The sequence below is a fragment of the Bacillus sp. LM 4-2 genome (assembly GCF_000978495.1).
Taxonomy (GTDB): Bacteria; Bacillota; Bacilli; order Bacillales; family Bacillaceae; genus Bacillus; species Bacillus subtilis.
Genome location: NZ_CP011101.1, coordinates 556370 through 573791, shown reverse-complemented (window position 1 = coordinate 573791; position 17422 = coordinate 556370). Strand labels below are relative to the sequence as shown.

The following is a 17422-nucleotide window of genomic DNA, read 5'->3' as shown; positions in this document are numbered from 1 at the left end:
TCCCCGCTTCCCAGATTGTTTCGGCCAAAAAACTCCTGTTGCTATCATTGTTTGGCTTAATATATCCATCTATACCAAAAATATTGTTCGGTTCAGGACAGAATGAACCGACTGCCTTTCGGATATATTAAATTGCGATTGGCCGGAAGAAAAGCCAATCCCATGACAAATCTAATTCATCATTGGTCAGGTGGTAGCATGAATTTCACTTGGGAATCTCTTGTTCTCATTGTAGCCGGGGTCATTTTGCTGAGAATTTCAGGAAGGAAATCAATCGCACAAATGACGTCGACTCAAACGGTTGTCATGATTTCGATCGGAACTATTATCGTTCAGCCAATCATCGAGTACAGCCTCTTCAAAACATTAATTGCAGCGGCAATTTTCACAAGCACACTCATCGTTATGGAATGGATCCAAATGAAATCGAACACCATTGAAAAGATGTTAACCGGAAAAGCAAAAATCGTCATTGAAAACGGACAGCTTCATATCGAAAACTTAAAGAAGATGAGACTTACAGCTGACCAGCTTGAAATGCAGCTAAGGCTTCACGGCGTTACGGCTATACAAGATGTCAAAATTGCGACATTAGAGGCAAACGGGCAATTAGGAATAGAATTAACTGATGACGCCAAGCCTTTAACAGTCAGGGATCTGAAAAAACTCATTCACCCCGATTTCATAAATAAGGACGGACAAGCCCAGTCTGGCAATCAGAATATTTTTGATGAAGTTGGCAAAAAAAATAAAAAAAACGTCCCTAAAAAGCTGCATTAACAAAAGGCGCTTGTGGCATTTTGCAGGTTTTTGTCTCTTACTGAAAGTTTTTGCCGTTTTGTTTAAGCAACTGCTGCTCACACACCATATTGTATAAACAGTCATAACAGAGAGGAGAGATGAATGATGAAATTCCCAGTTTATATTCATTCGATATCCGGGAACAGCGTTTTTAATAACGGATTTGCAGTTTCCATCAGCCCGTTCTCTGTGTCTAAAACAACAGAGGGTTCCGGTGGGAGTAATACAGGTTTGGTTTTTGAATCCAATGCTTTAAGCCAAACAAGCTCCGCCAATCAAGCCCAAAATGTAACATATGCGATCCAAGAGCTGCTTTCCAAGCTTTTAGCGTAAAAATTAAGAAATAAACACTTCATGAGGTGCCGTATGGCTTTTCCAATTATTCACACGAACTTTTGGGATGCTGTGATAGCTGTTCCAATCATCATATTGATAACCCAAATCCTCAAAATATTATTGAAAATCCCCAAAACTTTTGTACCGTCAGTTGCCTTAATAACAGGCCTTGTCATTTCTGTTTTCATAAGCCATCGACACAGCCTCTTTTCTGGCGTATTTATGGGCTGGTTTTATGGCTACGCTGCTATAGGCTCCTACTCATCATTAAAAACGACTATCTTATCCTTCAGGCAAACGAAAAACGATACATCAAATTCATAGATGACATATAACGATCTGCCGCCTCTTTATCAGGCGGCTTTATTTCTGCTGATAGGTTGATCATCTTCAAAAGATGATCATTCACTCGCTATTATTTTTACCATTATGTTGATGCAATGATATAAAAACGCAATATCATAGAAGTAAATAGACTGCCAGCGTCCTTTATGACAGCTACTTCTGAGTGAAAGGAGTTTTTGAAGCATGCGATCTCAAATCAACATCTCAAATCTCACGATAAATGGAATGACACAAAACGCCAATACAGATATCGGACAAAACTTGCAAAACAGCCATACTGCGAACAGCAAAAATTACGGAGTGAATTTCACATTAGGAGATTACTCTCCTTCTCATTCAATTATTATTTCAGCAAGTTGTGATAATGATACAAGTGATCAAGGGCAGGTTGATAACCCTTCTTCGCCTAGTGAAGAATAAAAAAAGAACTCATTTGAGTTCTTTTTTTGCCTTATTCCTTTATTCGCCTTCATATAATCGATAAACCCTTTTCAGCTTTTGTTCAAGCTGTTCAAAATGAACAAAACGGGCTTCTCTTAGAAACTCAGTCCCATCAATGAACAAAAGAAGCACAGGAACGGTGAAAACTGAAAATCTGCCGGCGACCTCTGCTACATCGTCAGCATTGATATGCCCCAATTTGATGTTTGGAAACTGATCCAATACTATTCTGAGCTGGGGCAGAACTGCGTGACATACTGTACAGCCAGGCCTTGATATATAAATAAAACTGAATTTGTGCTGTTTGATAAAGTTTTCTATAGAAACTAATGAATGTAATCCTGTCATCTCTTTCATCCATTTACTCCTTCAAATAGGTCTGTTTTTCATGACCAAGCTCATCAATACGTATCATTCACTATACAGATTTATATTTATGATATCCGCTTTTTTGCTTTGCAGAGTACCTGCAAGCTTGCCGAAAATGTGAAAATAAAAGAACAGTTACTGACAAGCAGCAACTGTTCTTACATACTTTCGTATTAAAAATGCAAAGCGTAAGCTCCTGAACCGATGAGTGCAACCCCTATGGAAACTGCAATGAGCACCAGGTTATATTCAAAACCTCCGGCGCCATTCGCAAAACCTTTCGCTCCATGGACTTTTACGATAGCACCTAACATGATGATTGTTATGATAGCAGCTCCAAGCGGGAGGAATACGCCTAAAATAAATAGAATTCCGCTTACTAACTCCCCAAGACCTGATAGAGCGGCCGCAACGTTTCCTGGTTTCACCCCAATTGATTCGAACCATTGTCCGGTTCCTTTAATCCCGTATCCGCCAAACCAGCCGAATAATTTTTGTGTGCCATAAAACAAAAACACCACACCAATCATTATACGAATAAGCAACAGTCCTGCATCTTCCATTTGTATCTCTCCTCATCTTTGATTTTATCTGATTCTTTGCTGACAGTACCATCCAGCAATCATCAATTGAATATATGTTTCTTTATTTTTTATGTGTCAAATCAATCTAACTCTCTTACTTCAAACGGCAGCAGCCCTTGTTCAATTTGTGTGCGATGCGGTTCATATTGCACAGGCAGCATCAGTTTTTCGCCCATTGTTTCCTGTGTTTCATCATGTGCAAAGCCTGGGGGATCAGTTGCGATTTCAAACAGGATTTCCCCGTGTTCCCTGAAGTAAATGGCATTAAAGTAGTTTCTATCCCGAACAGGAGTTACACCATATCCGTGGGAAGCAATATATCTTTGCCAATCTAACTGATCTTCATCATCGTTAGCCCGCCAAGCGATGTGATGCACCGTTCCGGCCCCCATTTGCCCGCGGCCAATAGGCGTTAACTTAAGGTCAATCACATTTCCGATATCACCGGCGGAACGATAACGAACGAAGTCTCCTTCTTTGCCGACTCGCTCCAGCCCCATGATGTTTTCTAAAAGGTCAGCGGTTTTGTCAGGCTGCTCTGATAATAGGGTTGCACCCCCAAAACCTTTAATGGCAACATCGGGCGTTACTTCTCCGAAAGTCCACGTATTAGCCTCTCCTTCTTCTCTTTCCACGATTTCTAAGTGCAGTCCATGAGGATCATCAAATTCTACATATTGTTCCCCAAAGCGCTCGATTTTGGTGTAGGGAACGTTGAACTTTTCTAGTCTCTTTTCCCAAAATGCCATAGCCCCTTTCGGCACGACATACGAAGTCACGCCAACTTGACCGTCTCCAATGACGCCTTGGCGGGCTCCGGCCCACGGAAAGAAGGTAATGATTGTTCCCGGCTTCCCGCCTTCATTCCCAAAATAAAGATGATACGTACCTGGGTCATCAAAATTGACAGTTTGCTTGACCAAACGAAGCCCAAGCACTCCTGCGTAAAAATCTGTGTTCTCTTGAGGGTGACCGACAATCGCTGTAATATGATGAATTCCCATCGTTTTTTTAGCCATTTTTATCCGCTCCTTTTACATATACTCAACAAACTCATTCACAGGCTTCCGGTAGCCGCGCGGTCTTCTGCTCTCTGTTTTTTCTTTTCCAATCGTAATCATCATGACAACCTCAAATTGGTCGTCTATGTTCAAAATCCGTTTTACGGCTTCCGCATCAAAGCCGATCATCGGGCAGGTATCCCAGCCTTTTTCCTTAGCACTCAGCATAAACATCATCGCAGAAAGTGAAGCATTCCTTATCGCCTCATCTCTCTTAAATTGTTCTCCCCTGTTTTCATAAAACGAAACGGTGTCTTGCACCATGTGGTCATACTCTTGCTTATTTAATATCCCCAATACCTTTAAACCTTCATAGATATCGGCCGCTTGTTGATATGCCTGCTTATCCCCTAATACCAAGAGAACCGCAGAAGAGCTAACCACTTTATATTGTCCGTTTGCGGCCTGCTTCAGCTTTTCCTTTACGTCCTGGTCAAGAACCGTCACATATTTTGTATGCTGCAAATTAAAAGCCGATGGTGCCAATGCAACCAATTCAAACATCTCATTGAGATCTTCTTTTGTGATTGGATGACCTGAAAGAAAATTGCTTGCAGATCGTCTTTCATTGACTAAATGAGTAAATTCAGCCATTACGCTACACTCCCTTTTATCTCGAATTCGAGATATTATGTTATAAAAAATCATATTGAATATTGTGTAAAAGAACTGACAACGATTGAACACTTAGAGTTGCGCTTGATCGCTGATCTTTCCGACCAAATATCTCAAATTAAAATATCTTGAATATGAGATAATAGTAAAATACAGATCTTCTCATGTCAATAGGTTTTTGAAAATTAGGTGGAAATTTTTCACTGACGGCAGCATTTTAATAGCGAATCATCACTGTTGTTACATAAGAACTCATTTGTTTGCTGTATGACCTTTTTAGCATAGCTCCAACTTTTTTTCTGTCACCTTATTTATTAGTAAACAGGAAACAACGTTGCTATAGACCCACTCGAAATTGAATTGGTATGATAAACAAAGTGATTACACAGGAAATGATACGGAGAGCGTATATAGAGCACTCCTATTTTTTTGTGCAGTTTTATAGGAGGAAAAAATGGCAAGTGAAAGAGAACAAATAAGCAGAAAAGTTGCTTTGATTGCATTGATCGCCAATCTGATCTTAATGGCAGGAAAGGTCTTTTTTGGGCTGGTAGGCGATAGTGAAGCCGTGTTTGCAGACGGAATACATTCCGCGGCAGATGTCGTTGCTTCGATTGCAGTCTTGGCAGTGATCGGAATTTCCAATAAACCGCCCGATCAAGACCATCCTTTTGGTCACGGAAAAGCTGAAGTCATTAGTGAGGCGATTGTAGGAATTATCTTAGTGATCGTATCCGTTTATATCCTCATAGAAGCGATTCTGTCCTTTGTTAAAGGGCCAAGCGTTCCCCAATACAGCGCATTGTTTGCGGCTCTGATTTCGTACGTGGCTAAGGAAATCTTATATCGTTATTCTATAAAGCAAGGGAAAAAATGGAACAGCAAAGCGATTATAGCGATTGCGTACGATCATAAAGGCGATATCGTTGCCTCTCTTGCCGCTTTTATCGGCGTCCTGTTGGCTATCATCGGAAACAGCCGTGGATGGTCCTATCTGTTGTACGCCGATGCCATTGCCAGTGCAATCGTTGCTTACCTCATTTTTAAGATTTCAATGGAATTAATCAGGCCGTCTGTTGATGTGCTCATGGAAAAGAGTGTTGATCCCGAGCTGATAGAGGAATATAAAGCTGTTATTTTTCAATGTGATCAGGTAAAACGAATTGATAGAATCCGCGCGCGAGAACATGGCCACTATAAATTGCTTGATGTCCGTTTATCTTTGGATCATGATTTGACAATTAAGCAGGGACACGACATTGCCCGCGAAATTCGAAATGAAATCAAAAGACAGTTTTCAGATGTAGAAGAAGTGCTCATCCATGTAAATCCTTATTTCGAAGAATGAAAAGCTCCTTTTTAGAAGGAGTTTTTTCTTTATGCTGCAAACTTTACCTTTAGTACTCGCCGTACTATATAATGTGTGTATATCAATCATAGGACAGAAAGGTTGTTAGAATGAAGGAATTTTTTTCGATTGGAGAAGTGTCAAAGTTATTCAATGTGAAAATCTCTGCTCTTCGGTATTATGATGAAATCGGCCTTTTGAAACCGGAATATAAAGATGAGCAAACGAACTATAGATATTATTCTACCCAACAGTTTGAGCGGCTGGATACCATCAAGTATTTGAGGGCCCTAGGCCTGCCAATCAATAAGCTTCTTGATTTTTATAACTCTCAAAATACAAACACTCTTCTTCATTTACTAAAAAGCCAGCAGGTTGAAATTGATCGCAAGAAGAAAGAATTGGAACGCATTGAACGAAAGATCTCCCGACGCATCACACATATAGAAGATGCCGTTAACATGCCGTTACATCAAATTTCAAAAATCAAACTTCCCGCAATGCGTGTGGCCTATTTGCAGCATGAATATGTTCTCGGCCATGATATCGAACATTCGTTAGCTGAATTGAGAACCCACCTGAATGTAAACGAAGATATATTCATAGGCAAGATTGGTTTATCCATTTCTGCAGCAAATGTGAAAGCAAAACAGTTTGACAAATATTCCAGTATATTTATGATTCTTGAAGATGAAAATGAAAAAACTTCTTCAGAAATCATCTTTCCTTCAAGAGAATATCTGCAAATTAGGTTTAAAGGGTCACATCCAGAAGCCGAACCATACTACAAAAAATTACTGGCATATATGAAAGAACATCATTATGAGGTAGCAGGGGACTCAATCGAAATCACACTCATTGATTATGGCATTACGAATAACCTAGATAATTACGTGACTGAAATCCTGCTGCCCATCAAATAATCTCATGAATATGTTTTGATCTCCCTTGACTCTCTACTAACTAGAGGGTTTATTTTTTATGCAGGAATGATTTTTGGAGGAGAAAGCTTATGTTTGGAACGATTTTTAACACAGTGATGATCATTGCAGGAAGCATAATCGGGGGGATATTCAAAAAAGGCATTAAAGATGAATACCAGGATATTTTGATGCAGGCAATGGGATTCGCTGCGGTCGCACTGGGGATCAACGCCATTACACAGCATTTGCCTGATAGTAAATACCCCATTCTATTCATCGTGAGTTTAGCCATTGGAGGTTTGCTAGGCCAGATCATCAATTTAGAATTACGATTCAACAAGCTGGTGAACAAATTTTCTAAAAGCAATTTAGCAGAGGGCTTATCAACTGCGGTCTTATTATTTTGTATAGGTTCGCTGTCAATATTAGGCCCTGTTGAAGCCGCTTTGCATGGAGATTATACATACCTTCTGACAAACGGGATGTTAGATGGGATCACCTCCATTGTGCTCGCTTCAACTTTTGGTTTTGGAATAGCGGCTGCCGCACTTGTATTATTTTCCTGGCAGGGCTCCATCTATTTATTTGCACAAGTAATGGAGAGCGCAATCAATACAGACCTTATTAATGAAATCACAATTGTGGGAGGCATACTCATCCTCAGTTCAGGTCTAAGCATTCTTGGAATCAAGAAGTTCAAAACACTGAATCTGCTGCCTTCCCTCCTGATCCCTCCTGTTGTGATTTTTGTGATTCATGCATTTGGATTGCGGTTTTAATGAAGCGGCTCCACAAAGGAGGTTAATATTCTGTTATATTGATTTTCAATAATCTGTTTCAATCGTTTTTTTCCTTTTCATCTTGGATTTGACGTCTAATAACAACTGTATTATATTGTAAATAAAGTCTGTTATATCAAAATCAGATTCCCCATCACGAAACGGCACATTCATTTAAACAAAATTGGGAGGGGCATTTGTATGTCAAACCATTCATCTAGTATTCCCGAATTAAGTGACAACGGTATCCGCTATTATCAAACTTATAATGAAAGCCTTAGTCTTTGGCCGGTCCGTTGTAAATCATTCTATATATCTACTCGTTTTGGTCAAACACATGTGATTGCAAGCGGCCCAGAGGATGCCCCGCCGCTTGTATTACTCCACGGAGCATTATTCAGCTCGACGATGTGGTATCCCAACATCGCCGATTGGAGCAGTAAATACAGAACTTATGCAGTTGATATCATAGGTGATAAAAACAAGAGTATTCCTGAGAATGTAAGCGGTACAAGAACGGATTACGCCAATTGGCTTCTTGATGTGTTTGACAATCTGGGGATCGAAAAGTCCCACATGATCGGACTTTCGCTTGGCGGTCTCCATACGATGAATTTCCTTTTACGTATGCCTGAGAGAGTAAAAAGCGCAGCTATACTGAGTCCGGCAGAAACGTTTTTGCCATTTCATCACGATTTCTACAAATACGCTCTTGGCCTTACAGCGTCAAATGGAGTTGAAACATTCTTAAATTGGATGATGAATGATCAGAATGTGCTGCACCCGATTTTTGTGAAGCAGTTTAAGGCAGGGGTAATGTGGCAGGATGGATCAAGAAATCCAAATCCTAATGCCGACGGATTTCCGTATGTTTTTACCGATGAGGAATTACGTTCAGCAAGAGTTCCTATCCTATTATTACTTGGTGAACATGAAGTCATCTATGATCCCCACTCAGCCCTGCACCGAGCCTCTTCATTCGTTCCAGATATTGAGGCGGAAGTCATTAAAAATGCCGGACATGTTTTATCGATGGAACAACCCACTTACGTAAATGAACGTGTAATGCGTTTTTTCAATGCAGAAACAGGCATTTCACGGTAAGGGCTTATAAGATAGTGATTTGCATTCATAAAGTCCTGCAATATGCTTCTAGCCGGGCACTTCAAAAAATAGAGTCCCTCTTATGGACTCTATTTTTCTTGGACAAAACCCGCAGCTGGTTTTGTGTGCTTGTTTCTTTAGGTTTCTTATATGATCAGTTGTAAAATCCTTTATTTTCAAGAAGGATTCTCAAGATCCTTGGCATCAAGTAGTGAATGCAAAGTCAAAAAATCATGTCACTTCTCCTGGGATGCCTGCTAGTATGATGCAGCTTCTGCCAATATGAAACAAAGTTCCATCCATATCGAAAATGAGTGATGGCGCCATAAGCGTCTCCTTTTAACTGCCGACTTCATCTTCTAAATACTACCATAAGCAAAAGAGCAGATCATAAAAGATCTGCTTTTTCTATTACACACTGATTTGTTTCTTTTGTTCATGATCTATTTCCGGCTGTATTTCCTTTGTCAGTTGATGCCCTTCTATATCCACATTCGGAATAATCTTGTCTAACCATTTCGGCAAATACCAGGCTGCATTCCCCATCAGCTTCATGACACTTGGAATCAGTGTCATTCTTACAATAAAGGCATCAAAGAGTACACCAAAGGAAAGAGCCAGCCCATTGGCTTTAATAGAAGCTTCGCCTGCAAAGATAAATCCTGCAAAAACGAAGATCATGATCAAGCCGGCTGCTGTAACAACAGGACCACTGTGTTTTAATCCAGCCTGAATGGCTTGTACTGGATTGTTTGTTTTTACATATTCTTCACGCATTCTGCTGACAAGGAATACTTGATAATCCATGGCTAACCCGAACAGAATCCCAATCGATAAAATCGGCAGGAACGCGAGTATCGGCCCTTTTTCAGGTATTTTGAAAAAGTCGATGAGATTCCCGTCTTGCAAGACAAATACACAGATTCCAAGAGTGGCTGTCATCGTCAACATGAAACCTGCAACAGCAACAAGCGGCACAAGCAGCGAACGGAAAACGATGGTCAGCAATACAAACGCAAAGCCAACAATAAGTACAGCAAACACCGGTATCGCATCATTCAGGCGATCTGAAATGTCAATATTCACTGCAGTTGATCCAGTAACAAGCAAATCTACTCCGTTTTTATCTGATAAACTGCGTACATCATGTACCAAATCTTTCGTTGTGACATCATTTGGACCTGTTTCAGGAACGACCGTAATGATGGCAAAGTTCCCTTCTTTATTAGGCATTGCAGGAGTGACACTTGCTACATGGTCTAAGCCCTTTATTTCTTTCACTGCATCTGCGAAAGCCTCCGCCTTATTTTCTGTAGCATTTGTGGCATCCGCTACGATTGTTAATTGGCCATTAAATCCTTCTCCAAAGCCTTCGGCAAGCAAGTCATATGCCCGGCGATCCGGATTATCCTTAGCTTTCATCCCAGCATCAGGCAAGCCCAGTTCCAAATGCATAGATGGGATACTAATGACGATCAAAATCAGAATGCTGCATACACTTAGCATGATAGGATTTTTGGTGACAAAGCGTCCCCAGACATTTGTTTCAGTGCTTTGTTTTTCTATTTTCTTGTTTGATTTCGGAATCATCCGCTTCCCTGCAATCGATAAGACCGCAGGCACAAGTGTGATGGAAGCCAAAACAGCCATCAGTACACTAAGCCCTGCTGTCAGCCCCATCGCAGACATAAAAGGAATGTTAACGACAGTTAATCCGCAAAGTGCAACGATAACAGTAAGTCCGGCAAAAACCACTGCACTTCCCGCTGTTCCCACGGCTCTCGCAATTGATTCATTCTTTTGTATGCCTTCGCCTAAAAACTGGCGGTGTTTCGTAAAAATAAATAAAGCATAATCAATACCAACAGCAAGGCCAATCATTCCGGCTAATGAAAGACTGACAGAAGCAATATCAAATACTTGTGTCCCAATCAAAACCAGTCCAATACTTACACCTAAACCAATCAGTGCAGTTAAAATCGGCAAACCTGCTATTAATAAAGAACCGAATGTAATGGCTAAAACGACAAAAGCCAAGATAATGCCGACAATTTCAGAGACACCGCCTATCTCCATCTCCGCTCCCGGTACATCTCCGCTTAGCTCAGTTTGCAATCCTTCATCATCAGCCATTTTCAAACTGTCTTTTAAGTGTTTGATAGAGTAATCCTTTATATCATCTGCTGATGATTTATACTGGATATCAGCATAGGCAACTGTGCCATCTTTCGCGATTGTCCCTGTCACAAAAGGACTTGCAATCGAGTCAACAGAATCATCTTTACTGATTTCTTTGAACGTATCTTCTATTGCTTTTTTTGCTGGCTTCCCAGTAAGTTTCTCCCCATCACCAGCACCGAAAATAACCCGTATGCTCCCTTTATCAGGACCATGAGGAAATTCTTTTTGAATCACATCCATCGCTTTTTCCGAAGGTGTGTCAGGTATGGACATATCCTCAGAAAAACTTGGTTTCAAGGTCACTGCAAGGCCTATCGCAGCAACTAACACAACGATCCACGCACATATTGCTTTTATGCGATTGCGAGCAACCCATCCTCCTAATGTATATAACATTTTTGACATGATAATCTCCTTTCAACACATTGCTTGATCACATTCTTTCTCATTGTAGTTGACAATGAAATGAAAAAAACGTACATTCGGGCATGTACGTTTGGGCAATTTTCAAATATGCAGTTTAGTTGTCTATTGTCAGAATACCTTTTTGCATGGCAATCGTTACTGCCTCAGTTCTTGAATTCGCGCCTAATTTATTGTAAATGGACGTTAATCTGGACTTTACTGTTCGCTCAGAGACGCCCAAATCAAAGGCAATCGCTTTGCTTTTAAGACCTTTAGCAATTGCTTTTAGAACAATGACTTCCTTTTCTGTCAGCTGCGTCTCATTGCGCTGCTTTTTCATCCGCTCAAATTGGATTTCTTGCAGACGTTTAAGGATATCAGGCTGCAATAGCACATTTCCTCTGATGGCTGCATCCATTGTGTGAAAAAGGGTTTCTGAACTCGTATCTTTTAACAGATATCCTTTCGCTCCTAATTCAATCCCTTCGATCATTAAGTGATCTTCATTATATGTAGTCAAAATAATGATGGGGGTATCGTGTTTTTCTTTTATTTGTTTAATGGCCTCTAACCCGCTCATCTCCGGCATATACAAATCCATCAGAATGATATCCGGTTCTAATTCATCTGCAAGACGGACTGCTACTTTTCCATTTTCCGCCTCTCCTATAATGGTGTATTGATCATTCGTTTCAATTAAAAGCTTCAGACCTTCCCTCACGACAAGATGGTCATCAACGATTAAAACCTTATTCATCTTGCATCTCTCCCTGAATTGGTACAGTGATCTCAATTTGTGTTCCTTTCAATTTTGTACTCTTGATATTGAATTGGCCATTTATTGCCCTGACGCGTTCTTGTATGCCAAGAAGCCCATAATGTCCTCTCTTTTTCTTTCCTTTTTCAACATCAAATCCCTTGCCGTTATCCTTAACTGTTAAATGGAGCCTTCCCTTTTCATCATCCCAAATGGATATCCAGATTGTTTTCGCCTCAGCATGCTTTGCCGCATTCGTCATGCATTCTCCAATGATGTAATAACAGTTTTCAGCTGTACGCACATCCAGCACCTGATGCAATCTGTAATCTAATAAACAAGCCATGCCTGTCGACTCTATAAAATGATCCATTAGCGAGGTAATTCTTTCTTTTAAAACACCGATTTCTTCTGATTTGCTGCGGAGATCGTCAATAGCTGAACGTGCATCAGCTATTGTGCTTTTCACTCTTTTCATCGATTGTTGTATGATTTCCTTCGCTCTCTCTGTGTTGCCTTTGGCGAGATGAACATGAATCGCATCCAGCTGCATATTTAAACTGACAAGACCTTGAGCAAGCGTATCGTGTAAGTCTCGGGCCATCCGCTGTCTTTCGTTCTGCAGCGTCAGCTGTTCTACCTGCTGATGAGCCAGCTCCAGCCTTTCAAGAGTCAATTGAGCTTTTATTTTTTCATCGACTTGGGCAAAAAATGTTGCGGCATAAGTGATGATGACAATCATGATCGGCGCAGCAATAACAATAAAATGCAAAACTTCACCTTTATGAAGGTGATACGCCGAATTTATGACCAGCAGCAGCAATAGATAAAGAATGAGAAAAGTCCTTCTTCTGTCTGCCATTCCTATAATTTGTCCAATTAAAAATGCATAAAGGCCGATAATCACAAGTATAAAGAAGCCAGTCATGAGATTAGCAAGTGCAAAGGTGATCAAACCTTGTACCGCGAAATACAGAATCACTCTTTTCTTAACCCAGCGATATGAGTGCCAATGAAGCAAAGCAAAAATGGCGATTAATATGGTAAACGCATAAAGCAATAAAATGGACCAGCCCCCAGAAACAAATTGCAGCACGATAGAGGCTATATAGATCATGAGAATAAAAGCCAGGCCCGGCACTCTGAGTGCAAGCATGTTTAATGCCCGCCTATCATGTGAGTAATATTTATCTTTAAAAGGATTCCTTATAAGCAAACCTTATCCACTTCCTTTACCTGTTTCACCGAATAGAGATTCATGAAAATCGAACCCATATTTCAACGTGCAAACATACATGTATCCAATCATTTTATAGGAAGAGAAGGAACACAACAATATCAGGTGCAGGGAAACATTAGAGTTTCCAACAAGTGATCATTGCCCAAACGTACATGAACGTTCTGCCTCTATGTACGTTTTATCTTTTCAAATTTACCTTTAAAATCATAAGGAACTTACTATTCATTGAAGGAATGATCATCATTGAAATCGATTGATCTCACAATTTTATCATTAAAGAGAAAAGGAATCCGGACCGAAAAGGTATTAAAAAATCAGAACCCTGATCGATTAAGCCATATGACAGACAAAAATGCGCAACCAAAAAGCAAGGAAAAAGAGGAATGAACATGTATTGGTTTCTAGGTGCTTTATTATATTTTCTGATCGGTACTTATATATTCATTAGAGTCACTAGAGACAGCCAATCAGGCTCATGGATACTGCTTGCATTAGCAGCTCCACTCATCATTGCTGGCTACCCTTATTTTTATTCAAAGAAGCTTCTTTCCAAAAGACGCTGAAACAGCTGTCATTCAAACCGCACATTGGTAAAATGATCAATACCGGGATACAATCTAGGTATTCTATGGAAAGGAGTCTTGCTTTATGAGTCAAAGAGTGTCCTACTATGAGATTGCACCTGAAGGTATGAAAATCATGATGGATATGGAGAAATACACGAAACAATCCTCAATTAACCGAACGACGAGAGAACTAATCAAAATCAGAGTCTCTCAAATGAACGGCTGTGCCTTCTGCATAGATATGCATACGTCCGATGCCCGCAAAATGGGAGAAACTGAACAGCGAATTTACTGTTTACATGCTTGGAATGAATGTGATTTTTACTCACCTGAAGAGAAAGCGGCTCTCGAACTATCTGAACACATCACGCTCATTCCATCTAAAAGGGTTCCTGATGAGCTATATCATCGGGTGCGGGAACATTATGATGAGGAACAATATGTTGACCTTGTTCTGATCATTAATCAAATAAACAGTTGGAACCGCATCTCTATTGCAATGGGGAATCGAGCTGCTTCAAAATAAGAAGAAGGAGTAAGATTAGAACAAATCTTACTCCTCCTAGATATCGTGCCTCATCATCTGATGTTTCCGCTTCAAAATCCTAAATCTTCACGTTTAGGTGCTTTTCAAACGCGATTTTCCCGCTTTGTGTAATCCTAATCGCTCTCGTTTTAGGCATACGAACGATCCATTCTTCTTCTAACATGCGCACCAATAGGGCGTTTCCTAATGCTCCTGCAATATGATGCTGCCGTTCACTCCAATCCAAACAGCAGCGGGCAAAGGCTCTCCTCTTATTCCGTTGTTGCTCTTCATTGATGCCTAACTTCGAAAAGAATAAAGCACCCTCTGAAGTCACCTCAAAGTTTAAATCAACTTTTTTTAACATCCCCTGCTCAACTAGTGAATGTGCCATTTGCACGCCCACATAACCTGCCAAATGATCATAACAGGTCCGGGCGAAATGCAAGTCCTTTTTCTCTTTTGACTCTTTTAAAGATTTGACTTTTGCTTTAGGCGCAATATGAAGCAATTGTTCGATCACATTTGCAGCATCTGAGTCAGCCAATCTGTAATACCGATGTCTCCCATGCTTCTCTACGCTAATCAGCTTTGCTTCAAGCAATTTATTCAGGTGAAAACTTGCAGTTTGAGGTTTAATGTTAGCGAGATATGCAAGCTCTCCCGCAGGGTGTATCCTTCCATCCATCAGACTGAGAAGAATGGAAGAACGCGAGGGATCTGATAGCAACGAAGAGATTTTTGCAATATTAGGATTCATGATTTTCCTCCTTACATTCATATTTCGATGATAGTTGAAATGTTAATCCTTTACAATATAAATGTAAGCGTGACAAGGAGGAAAAAACGTTGGACATCAAAAAACAAGACACTCGTCGATTTAAGGAAATCAAACCCAAGATCATGTATTATGGTACCTCGACATTTCTTCTAACCACATTGAATGAGGATGGAACCACTAATATTAGTCCTATGTCTTCTTCTTGGGCTCTTGGACATTATATAATCCTTGGAGTAGGACTGGGAGGAAAAGCCATCGACAATTTGGAAAGACACAAAGAGTGTGTCATAAACTTGCCTGGCCCGGATTTATGGGAAAACGTTGAAAGAATTTCATCTTATAGCGGAAAAAAGAGTATACCGCCTTTAAAGAAGCAGATCGGATTTACATATAAAAAAGAAAAATACGAGGCAGCAGGGTTAACGCCTTTACAATCAAAAACAGTATCACCAACACGAATTAAAGAATGCCCTATCCAAATCGAAGCCGAAGTGAAACACATTCGGCTTCCAGAATATGAATCGTCATTCGCAATTGTAGAGACGCAGGCACTACATTTTCATGCCGAGGAAAGTATCATTCTGGACGAAAACCATATCAACCCTTCCAAATGGAGCCCGCTTATCTATAATTTCAGACACTACTTTGGTTTAGGAAGAGAAGTCGGAAAGACTTTTCGTTCAGAGACATGATTATTTTAAGACCGAACCATGATTTGGTCTATTCTAGTAACCCTTGTTATTATCAGATCAAGCGATCATTAGGCTTGATCTCTTTTTTAGTGAAACATCCATTTAAGGATATAAAAGTTACCTGCTTGCCAATTCTTTAATCATTAAACCCAACTCATAAATCCCCTTTTGAAGGTCTTCAAGAGATGCATAAGCATATGATAAGCGAATATAATTCCCTTTTTCCTGAGCATAGATACTGCCGAGATTGATCAGAATCCCTTTTGATAAGGCTTTAGTATAAAGTAATTTCATTGATATGGAAGGCAATATTTTTATCCAGACAAAAAACCCTCCTTTTGGGATATTCCATGTCGCCACTTCTTTCAAATGAGTTTCTAAAGCACTCAAGGCCAATTCTCTTCTCACCTTTAATTGCTGCCTAACCTTTTCTACATGCTGCTGGTAGTGGCCGGAAGTAAACCACTCTGCCGCTACTCTCTGGGATAGCGAACTGGATCCGTAATCTGTTTGCATTTTAATGTCAGATAAACGTTCAATCACCGGTTCCGGTCCGACGATCCATCCAATCCTCAAACCTGGGCTTAATGTTTTCGATAAACTTCCTATGTACAGTACGTGTCCATTTTTATCAATTGTTTTAATAGGATATGGCGGAATTTCATCGATCCATAACTCACGATAAATGTCATCTTCAATAATAGGAAGCTGTGTATTCTCACTTACTGCTAGGATTTCTTCCCGTCGCTTTTTAGACATAAGAATACCAGTCGGATTGTGAAAACATGGATTTGTATATAAGATAGCCCTTCCCCGCTCTCCTCTTGTTAAATGAACATTTTCAGGCAAAAGTCCTTCATTATCCATAGGAAGTCCAGTCAGCTTCATACCAGCTGATTGAAATACGTGTAATGAATAAAGGTAGGAGGGCTGATCAAGATAAACGGTTGATCCTCTTTGTAACAGCCCCATTGATATCAGCTGCAAGGCTTGCAACGCTCCTGAGACAATCAGAATGGAAGAAGATGAGACGTTGATTCCAATGGTTTTTAAATAGTTGCTTAATGCCTCCCTCAAAGGTAAGTAACCTTTTGGTTCTTCATATCCGAATGCCTCCATGTGTTGAGATACCTTCCCCATTATTTCTTTCATAACAGCCAAAGGAAAAATCTCAGCTGAAAGTTCACCTTTACTGAGCTGTATAAGGTCTGTATTTGATTCTGATTGATTTATCTCTTGAACGATTTTTCGGCTTGGCATCTGAATGCCAGAGGTGACATATTGATCCCAATCGGGAGCAGAATTCTTAGCCATCAGTGTCCATGTGTTGTTGATAACAACTGTGCCTTTCCCCATTGTGCCTTCTATTAGCCCATCGGCCATCAATTCCTCTAACGCTGTAATCACTGTGCTCCGATTTACCTGAAAATCTTTTGCAAGCGTGCGCTGGCTTGGAATCTTGCTTCCAATCGGCCACTCTCCATTTCCTATTTTCTCTTTAATAAAATGAACGATTTGTCTGTACTTAGGGAGCTTTTTCATCTTTTTTTCTTCTGGAAAGCTCATAG

21 protein-coding genes are annotated in these 17422 nt (G+C 40.2%); 12 read left to right on the top strand and 9 right to left on the bottom strand.

Annotation, left to right across the window (positions count from 1 at the left end):
* Positions 1–198: 198 nt before the first annotated feature.
* The 4 genes from bslm_RS02935 to bslm_RS02920 all read left to right on the top strand — a co-directional run bounded on the left by bslm_RS02935 (position 199) and on the right by bslm_RS02920 (position 1902).
* On the top strand, positions 199–780 hold the full coding sequence (locus tag bslm_RS02935; protein WP_003234158.1) for a DUF421 domain-containing protein: 582 nt from the start codon (positions 199–201) through the stop codon (positions 778–780).
* A gap of 123 nt (positions 781–903) precedes the next feature.
* Complete coding sequence (locus bslm_RS02930) at positions 904–1134, top strand: spore germination protein (RefSeq protein WP_003244212.1); 231 nt, start codon at positions 904–906, stop codon at positions 1132–1134.
* A gap of 33 nt (positions 1135–1167) precedes the next feature.
* Complete coding sequence (locus bslm_RS21610; RefSeq protein WP_009969672.1) at positions 1168–1461, top strand: hypothetical protein; 294 nt, start codon at positions 1168–1170, stop codon at positions 1459–1461.
* A gap of 204 nt (positions 1462–1665) precedes the next feature.
* Positions 1666–1902 carry a spore germination protein gene (locus tag bslm_RS02920; protein ID WP_003244342.1) on the top strand — a complete coding sequence of 79 codons (237 nt, stop codon included), beginning with the start codon at positions 1666–1668 and terminating at the stop codon, positions 1900–1902.
* A 39-nt stretch (positions 1903–1941) separates the two neighbouring features.
* Here the strand turns inward: bslm_RS02920 and bslm_RS02915 are convergent, their stop codons facing one another.
* From bslm_RS02915 to bslm_RS02900, 4 genes are all read right to left on the bottom strand, one after another.
* On the bottom strand, positions 1942–2280 hold the full coding sequence (locus bslm_RS02915; protein WP_003244013.1) for a thioredoxin family protein: 339 nt from the start codon (positions 2278–2280) through the stop codon (positions 1942–1944).
* A 185-nt stretch (positions 2281–2465) separates the two neighbouring features.
* Entirely contained in the window at positions 2466–2855 is a 390-nt protein-coding gene (locus tag bslm_RS02910; protein WP_003234169.1) for a DoxX family protein, read from the bottom strand.
* A gap of 101 nt (positions 2856–2956) precedes the next feature.
* Entirely contained in the window at positions 2957–3895 is a 939-nt protein-coding gene (locus bslm_RS02905) for a ring-cleaving dioxygenase (protein ID WP_003234172.1), read from the bottom strand.
* A gap of 15 nt (positions 3896–3910) precedes the next feature.
* On the bottom strand, positions 3911–4531 hold the full coding sequence (locus bslm_RS02900; RefSeq protein ID WP_003244392.1) for a nitroreductase family protein: 621 nt from the start codon (positions 4529–4531) through the stop codon (positions 3911–3913).
* A 475-nt stretch (positions 4532–5006) separates the two neighbouring features.
* On the opposite strand from bslm_RS02900, the gene mneP reads away from it, so the two are divergent.
* From mneP to bslm_RS02880, 4 genes are all read left to right on the top strand, one after another.
* Complete coding sequence (gene mneP / locus bslm_RS02895; protein ID WP_003244477.1) at positions 5007–5900, top strand: manganese transporter MneP; 894 nt, start codon at positions 5007–5009, stop codon at positions 5898–5900.
* 110 nt (positions 5901–6010) lie between these two features.
* Positions 6011–6823 carry a MerR family transcriptional regulator gene (locus tag bslm_RS02890; RefSeq protein WP_003244218.1) on the top strand — a complete coding sequence of 271 codons (813 nt, stop codon included), beginning with the start codon at positions 6011–6013 and terminating at the stop codon, positions 6821–6823.
* A gap of 89 nt (positions 6824–6912) precedes the next feature.
* Complete coding sequence (locus bslm_RS02885; protein ID WP_003242513.1) at positions 6913–7602, top strand: DUF554 domain-containing protein; 690 nt, start codon at positions 6913–6915, stop codon at positions 7600–7602.
* A gap of 201 nt (positions 7603–7803) precedes the next feature.
* Complete coding sequence (locus tag bslm_RS02880; protein WP_003242638.1) at positions 7804–8706, top strand: carboxylesterase; 903 nt, start codon at positions 7804–7806, stop codon at positions 8704–8706.
* Between the two features lie 411 nt (positions 8707–9117).
* On the opposite strand, the gene bslm_RS02875 is transcribed toward bslm_RS02880, so the two are convergent.
* The 3 genes from bslm_RS02875 to ydfH form a co-directional block, all read right to left on the bottom strand.
* Positions 9118–11292 (bottom strand): MMPL family transporter, encoded by a 2175-nt coding sequence (locus bslm_RS02875; protein WP_003243548.1) that lies wholly within the window; start codon positions 11290–11292, stop codon positions 9118–9120.
* 115 nt (positions 11293–11407) lie between these two features.
* Positions 11408–12049 (bottom strand): two-component system response regulator YdfI, encoded by a 642-nt coding sequence (ydfI, locus tag bslm_RS02870; RefSeq protein WP_003244318.1) that lies wholly within the window; start codon positions 12047–12049, stop codon positions 11408–11410.
* The gene (ydfH, locus tag bslm_RS02865; RefSeq protein ID WP_010886422.1) at positions 12042–13265 is read right to left on the bottom strand and encodes a two-component system sensor histidine kinase YdfH; all 1224 of its coding nucleotides are present in this window, start codon (positions 13263–13265) and stop codon (positions 12042–12044) included. Before ydfH ends, ydfI begins: the two co-directional genes overlap by 8 nt.
* Before the next feature lie 267 nt (positions 13266–13532).
* On the opposite strand from ydfH, the gene bslm_RS20375 reads away from it, so the two are divergent.
* From bslm_RS20375 to bslm_RS02855, 3 genes are all read left to right on the top strand, one after another.
* Positions 13533–13676: a hypothetical protein gene (locus tag bslm_RS20375; RefSeq protein WP_003243880.1), complete on the top strand. Its 144-nt coding sequence runs from the start codon at positions 13533–13535 to the stop codon at positions 13674–13676.
* Positions 13673–13852, top strand: coding sequence for a hypothetical protein (locus bslm_RS20370; RefSeq protein WP_010886421.1), 180 nt, complete (start codon positions 13673–13675; stop codon positions 13850–13852). Before bslm_RS20375 ends, bslm_RS20370 begins: the two co-directional genes overlap by 4 nt.
* An 85-nt stretch (positions 13853–13937) precedes the next feature.
* Positions 13938–14381 (top strand): carboxymuconolactone decarboxylase family protein, encoded by a 444-nt coding sequence (locus tag bslm_RS02855; protein ID WP_003242768.1) that lies wholly within the window; start codon positions 13938–13940, stop codon positions 14379–14381.
* A 79-nt stretch (positions 14382–14460) separates the two neighbouring features.
* Here the strand turns inward: bslm_RS02855 and bslm_RS02850 are convergent, their stop codons facing one another.
* Positions 14461–15141: an ArsR/SmtB family transcription factor gene (locus bslm_RS02850; RefSeq protein WP_003244115.1), complete on the bottom strand. Its 681-nt coding sequence runs from the start codon at positions 15139–15141 to the stop codon at positions 14461–14463.
* A gap of 89 nt (positions 15142–15230) precedes the next feature.
* Between bslm_RS02850 and bslm_RS02845 the strand changes: the two genes are divergently transcribed.
* The gene (locus bslm_RS02845; protein ID WP_003243530.1) at positions 15231–15854 is read left to right on the top strand and encodes a flavin reductase family protein; all 624 of its coding nucleotides are present in this window, start codon (positions 15231–15233) and stop codon (positions 15852–15854) included.
* Positions 15855–15971: 117 nt separating this feature from the next.
* On the opposite strand, the gene bslm_RS02840 is transcribed toward bslm_RS02845, so the two are convergent.
* Positions 15972–17420, bottom strand: a complete 1449-nt coding sequence (locus bslm_RS02840) for an aminotransferase-like domain-containing protein (RefSeq protein WP_038428408.1) — start codon at positions 17418–17420, stop codon at positions 15972–15974.
* Between the last annotated feature and the right edge of the window lie 2 nt (positions 17421–17422).

Bases quoted from the DNA above. Each gene is read 5' to 3' on its own strand.
- bslm_RS02890 (WP_003244218.1), top strand. From the start codon at position 6,011: ATGAAGGAATTTTTTTCGATTGGAGAAGTGTCAAAGTTATTCAATGTG.
- bslm_RS02905 (WP_003234172.1), bottom strand. From the start codon at position 3,895: ATGGCTAAAAAAACGATGGGAATTCATCATATTACAGCGATTGTCGGT.
- bslm_RS02875 (WP_003243548.1), bottom strand. From the start codon at position 11,292: ATGTCAAAAATGTTATATACATTAGGAGGATGGGTTGCTCGCAATCGC.
- mneP (WP_003244477.1), top strand. From the start codon at position 5,007: ATGGCAAGTGAAAGAGAACAAATAAGCAGAAAAGTTGCTTTGATTGCA.
- bslm_RS02915 (WP_003244013.1), bottom strand. From the start codon at position 2,280: ATGAAAGAGATGACAGGATTACATTCATTAGTTTCTATAGAAAACTTT.
- bslm_RS02855 (WP_003242768.1), top strand. From the start codon at position 13,938: ATGAGTCAAAGAGTGTCCTACTATGAGATTGCACCTGAAGGTATGAAA.
- bslm_RS02910 (WP_003234169.1), bottom strand. From the start codon at position 2,855: ATGGAAGATGCAGGACTGTTGCTTATTCGTATAATGATTGGTGTGGTG.
- bslm_RS20370 (WP_010886421.1), top strand. From the start codon at position 13,673: ATGAACATGTATTGGTTTCTAGGTGCTTTATTATATTTTCTGATCGGT.
- bslm_RS02900 (WP_003244392.1), bottom strand. From the start codon at position 4,531: ATGGCTGAATTTACTCATTTAGTCAATGAAAGACGATCTGCAAGCAAT.
- bslm_RS02930 (WP_003244212.1), top strand. From the start codon at position 904: ATGATGAAATTCCCAGTTTATATTCATTCGATATCCGGGAACAGCGTT.
- bslm_RS21610 (WP_009969672.1), top strand. From the start codon at position 1,168: ATGGCTTTTCCAATTATTCACACGAACTTTTGGGATGCTGTGATAGCT.
- bslm_RS02850 (WP_003244115.1), bottom strand. From the start codon at position 15,141: ATGAATCCTAATATTGCAAAAATCTCTTCGTTGCTATCAGATCCCTCG.
- bslm_RS02880 (WP_003242638.1), top strand. From the start codon at position 7,804: ATGTCAAACCATTCATCTAGTATTCCCGAATTAAGTGACAACGGTATC.
- bslm_RS02935 (WP_003234158.1), top strand. From the start codon at position 199: ATGAATTTCACTTGGGAATCTCTTGTTCTCATTGTAGCCGGGGTCATT.
- bslm_RS02840 (WP_038428408.1), bottom strand. From the start codon at position 17,420: ATGAGCTTTCCAGAAGAAAAAAAGATGAAAAAGCTCCCTAAGTACAGA.
- ydfI (WP_003244318.1), bottom strand. From the start codon at position 12,049: ATGAATAAGGTTTTAATCGTTGATGACCATCTTGTCGTGAGGGAAGGT.
- bslm_RS02885 (WP_003242513.1), top strand. From the start codon at position 6,913: ATGTTTGGAACGATTTTTAACACAGTGATGATCATTGCAGGAAGCATA.
- bslm_RS02920 (WP_003244342.1), top strand. From the start codon at position 1,666: ATGCGATCTCAAATCAACATCTCAAATCTCACGATAAATGGAATGACA.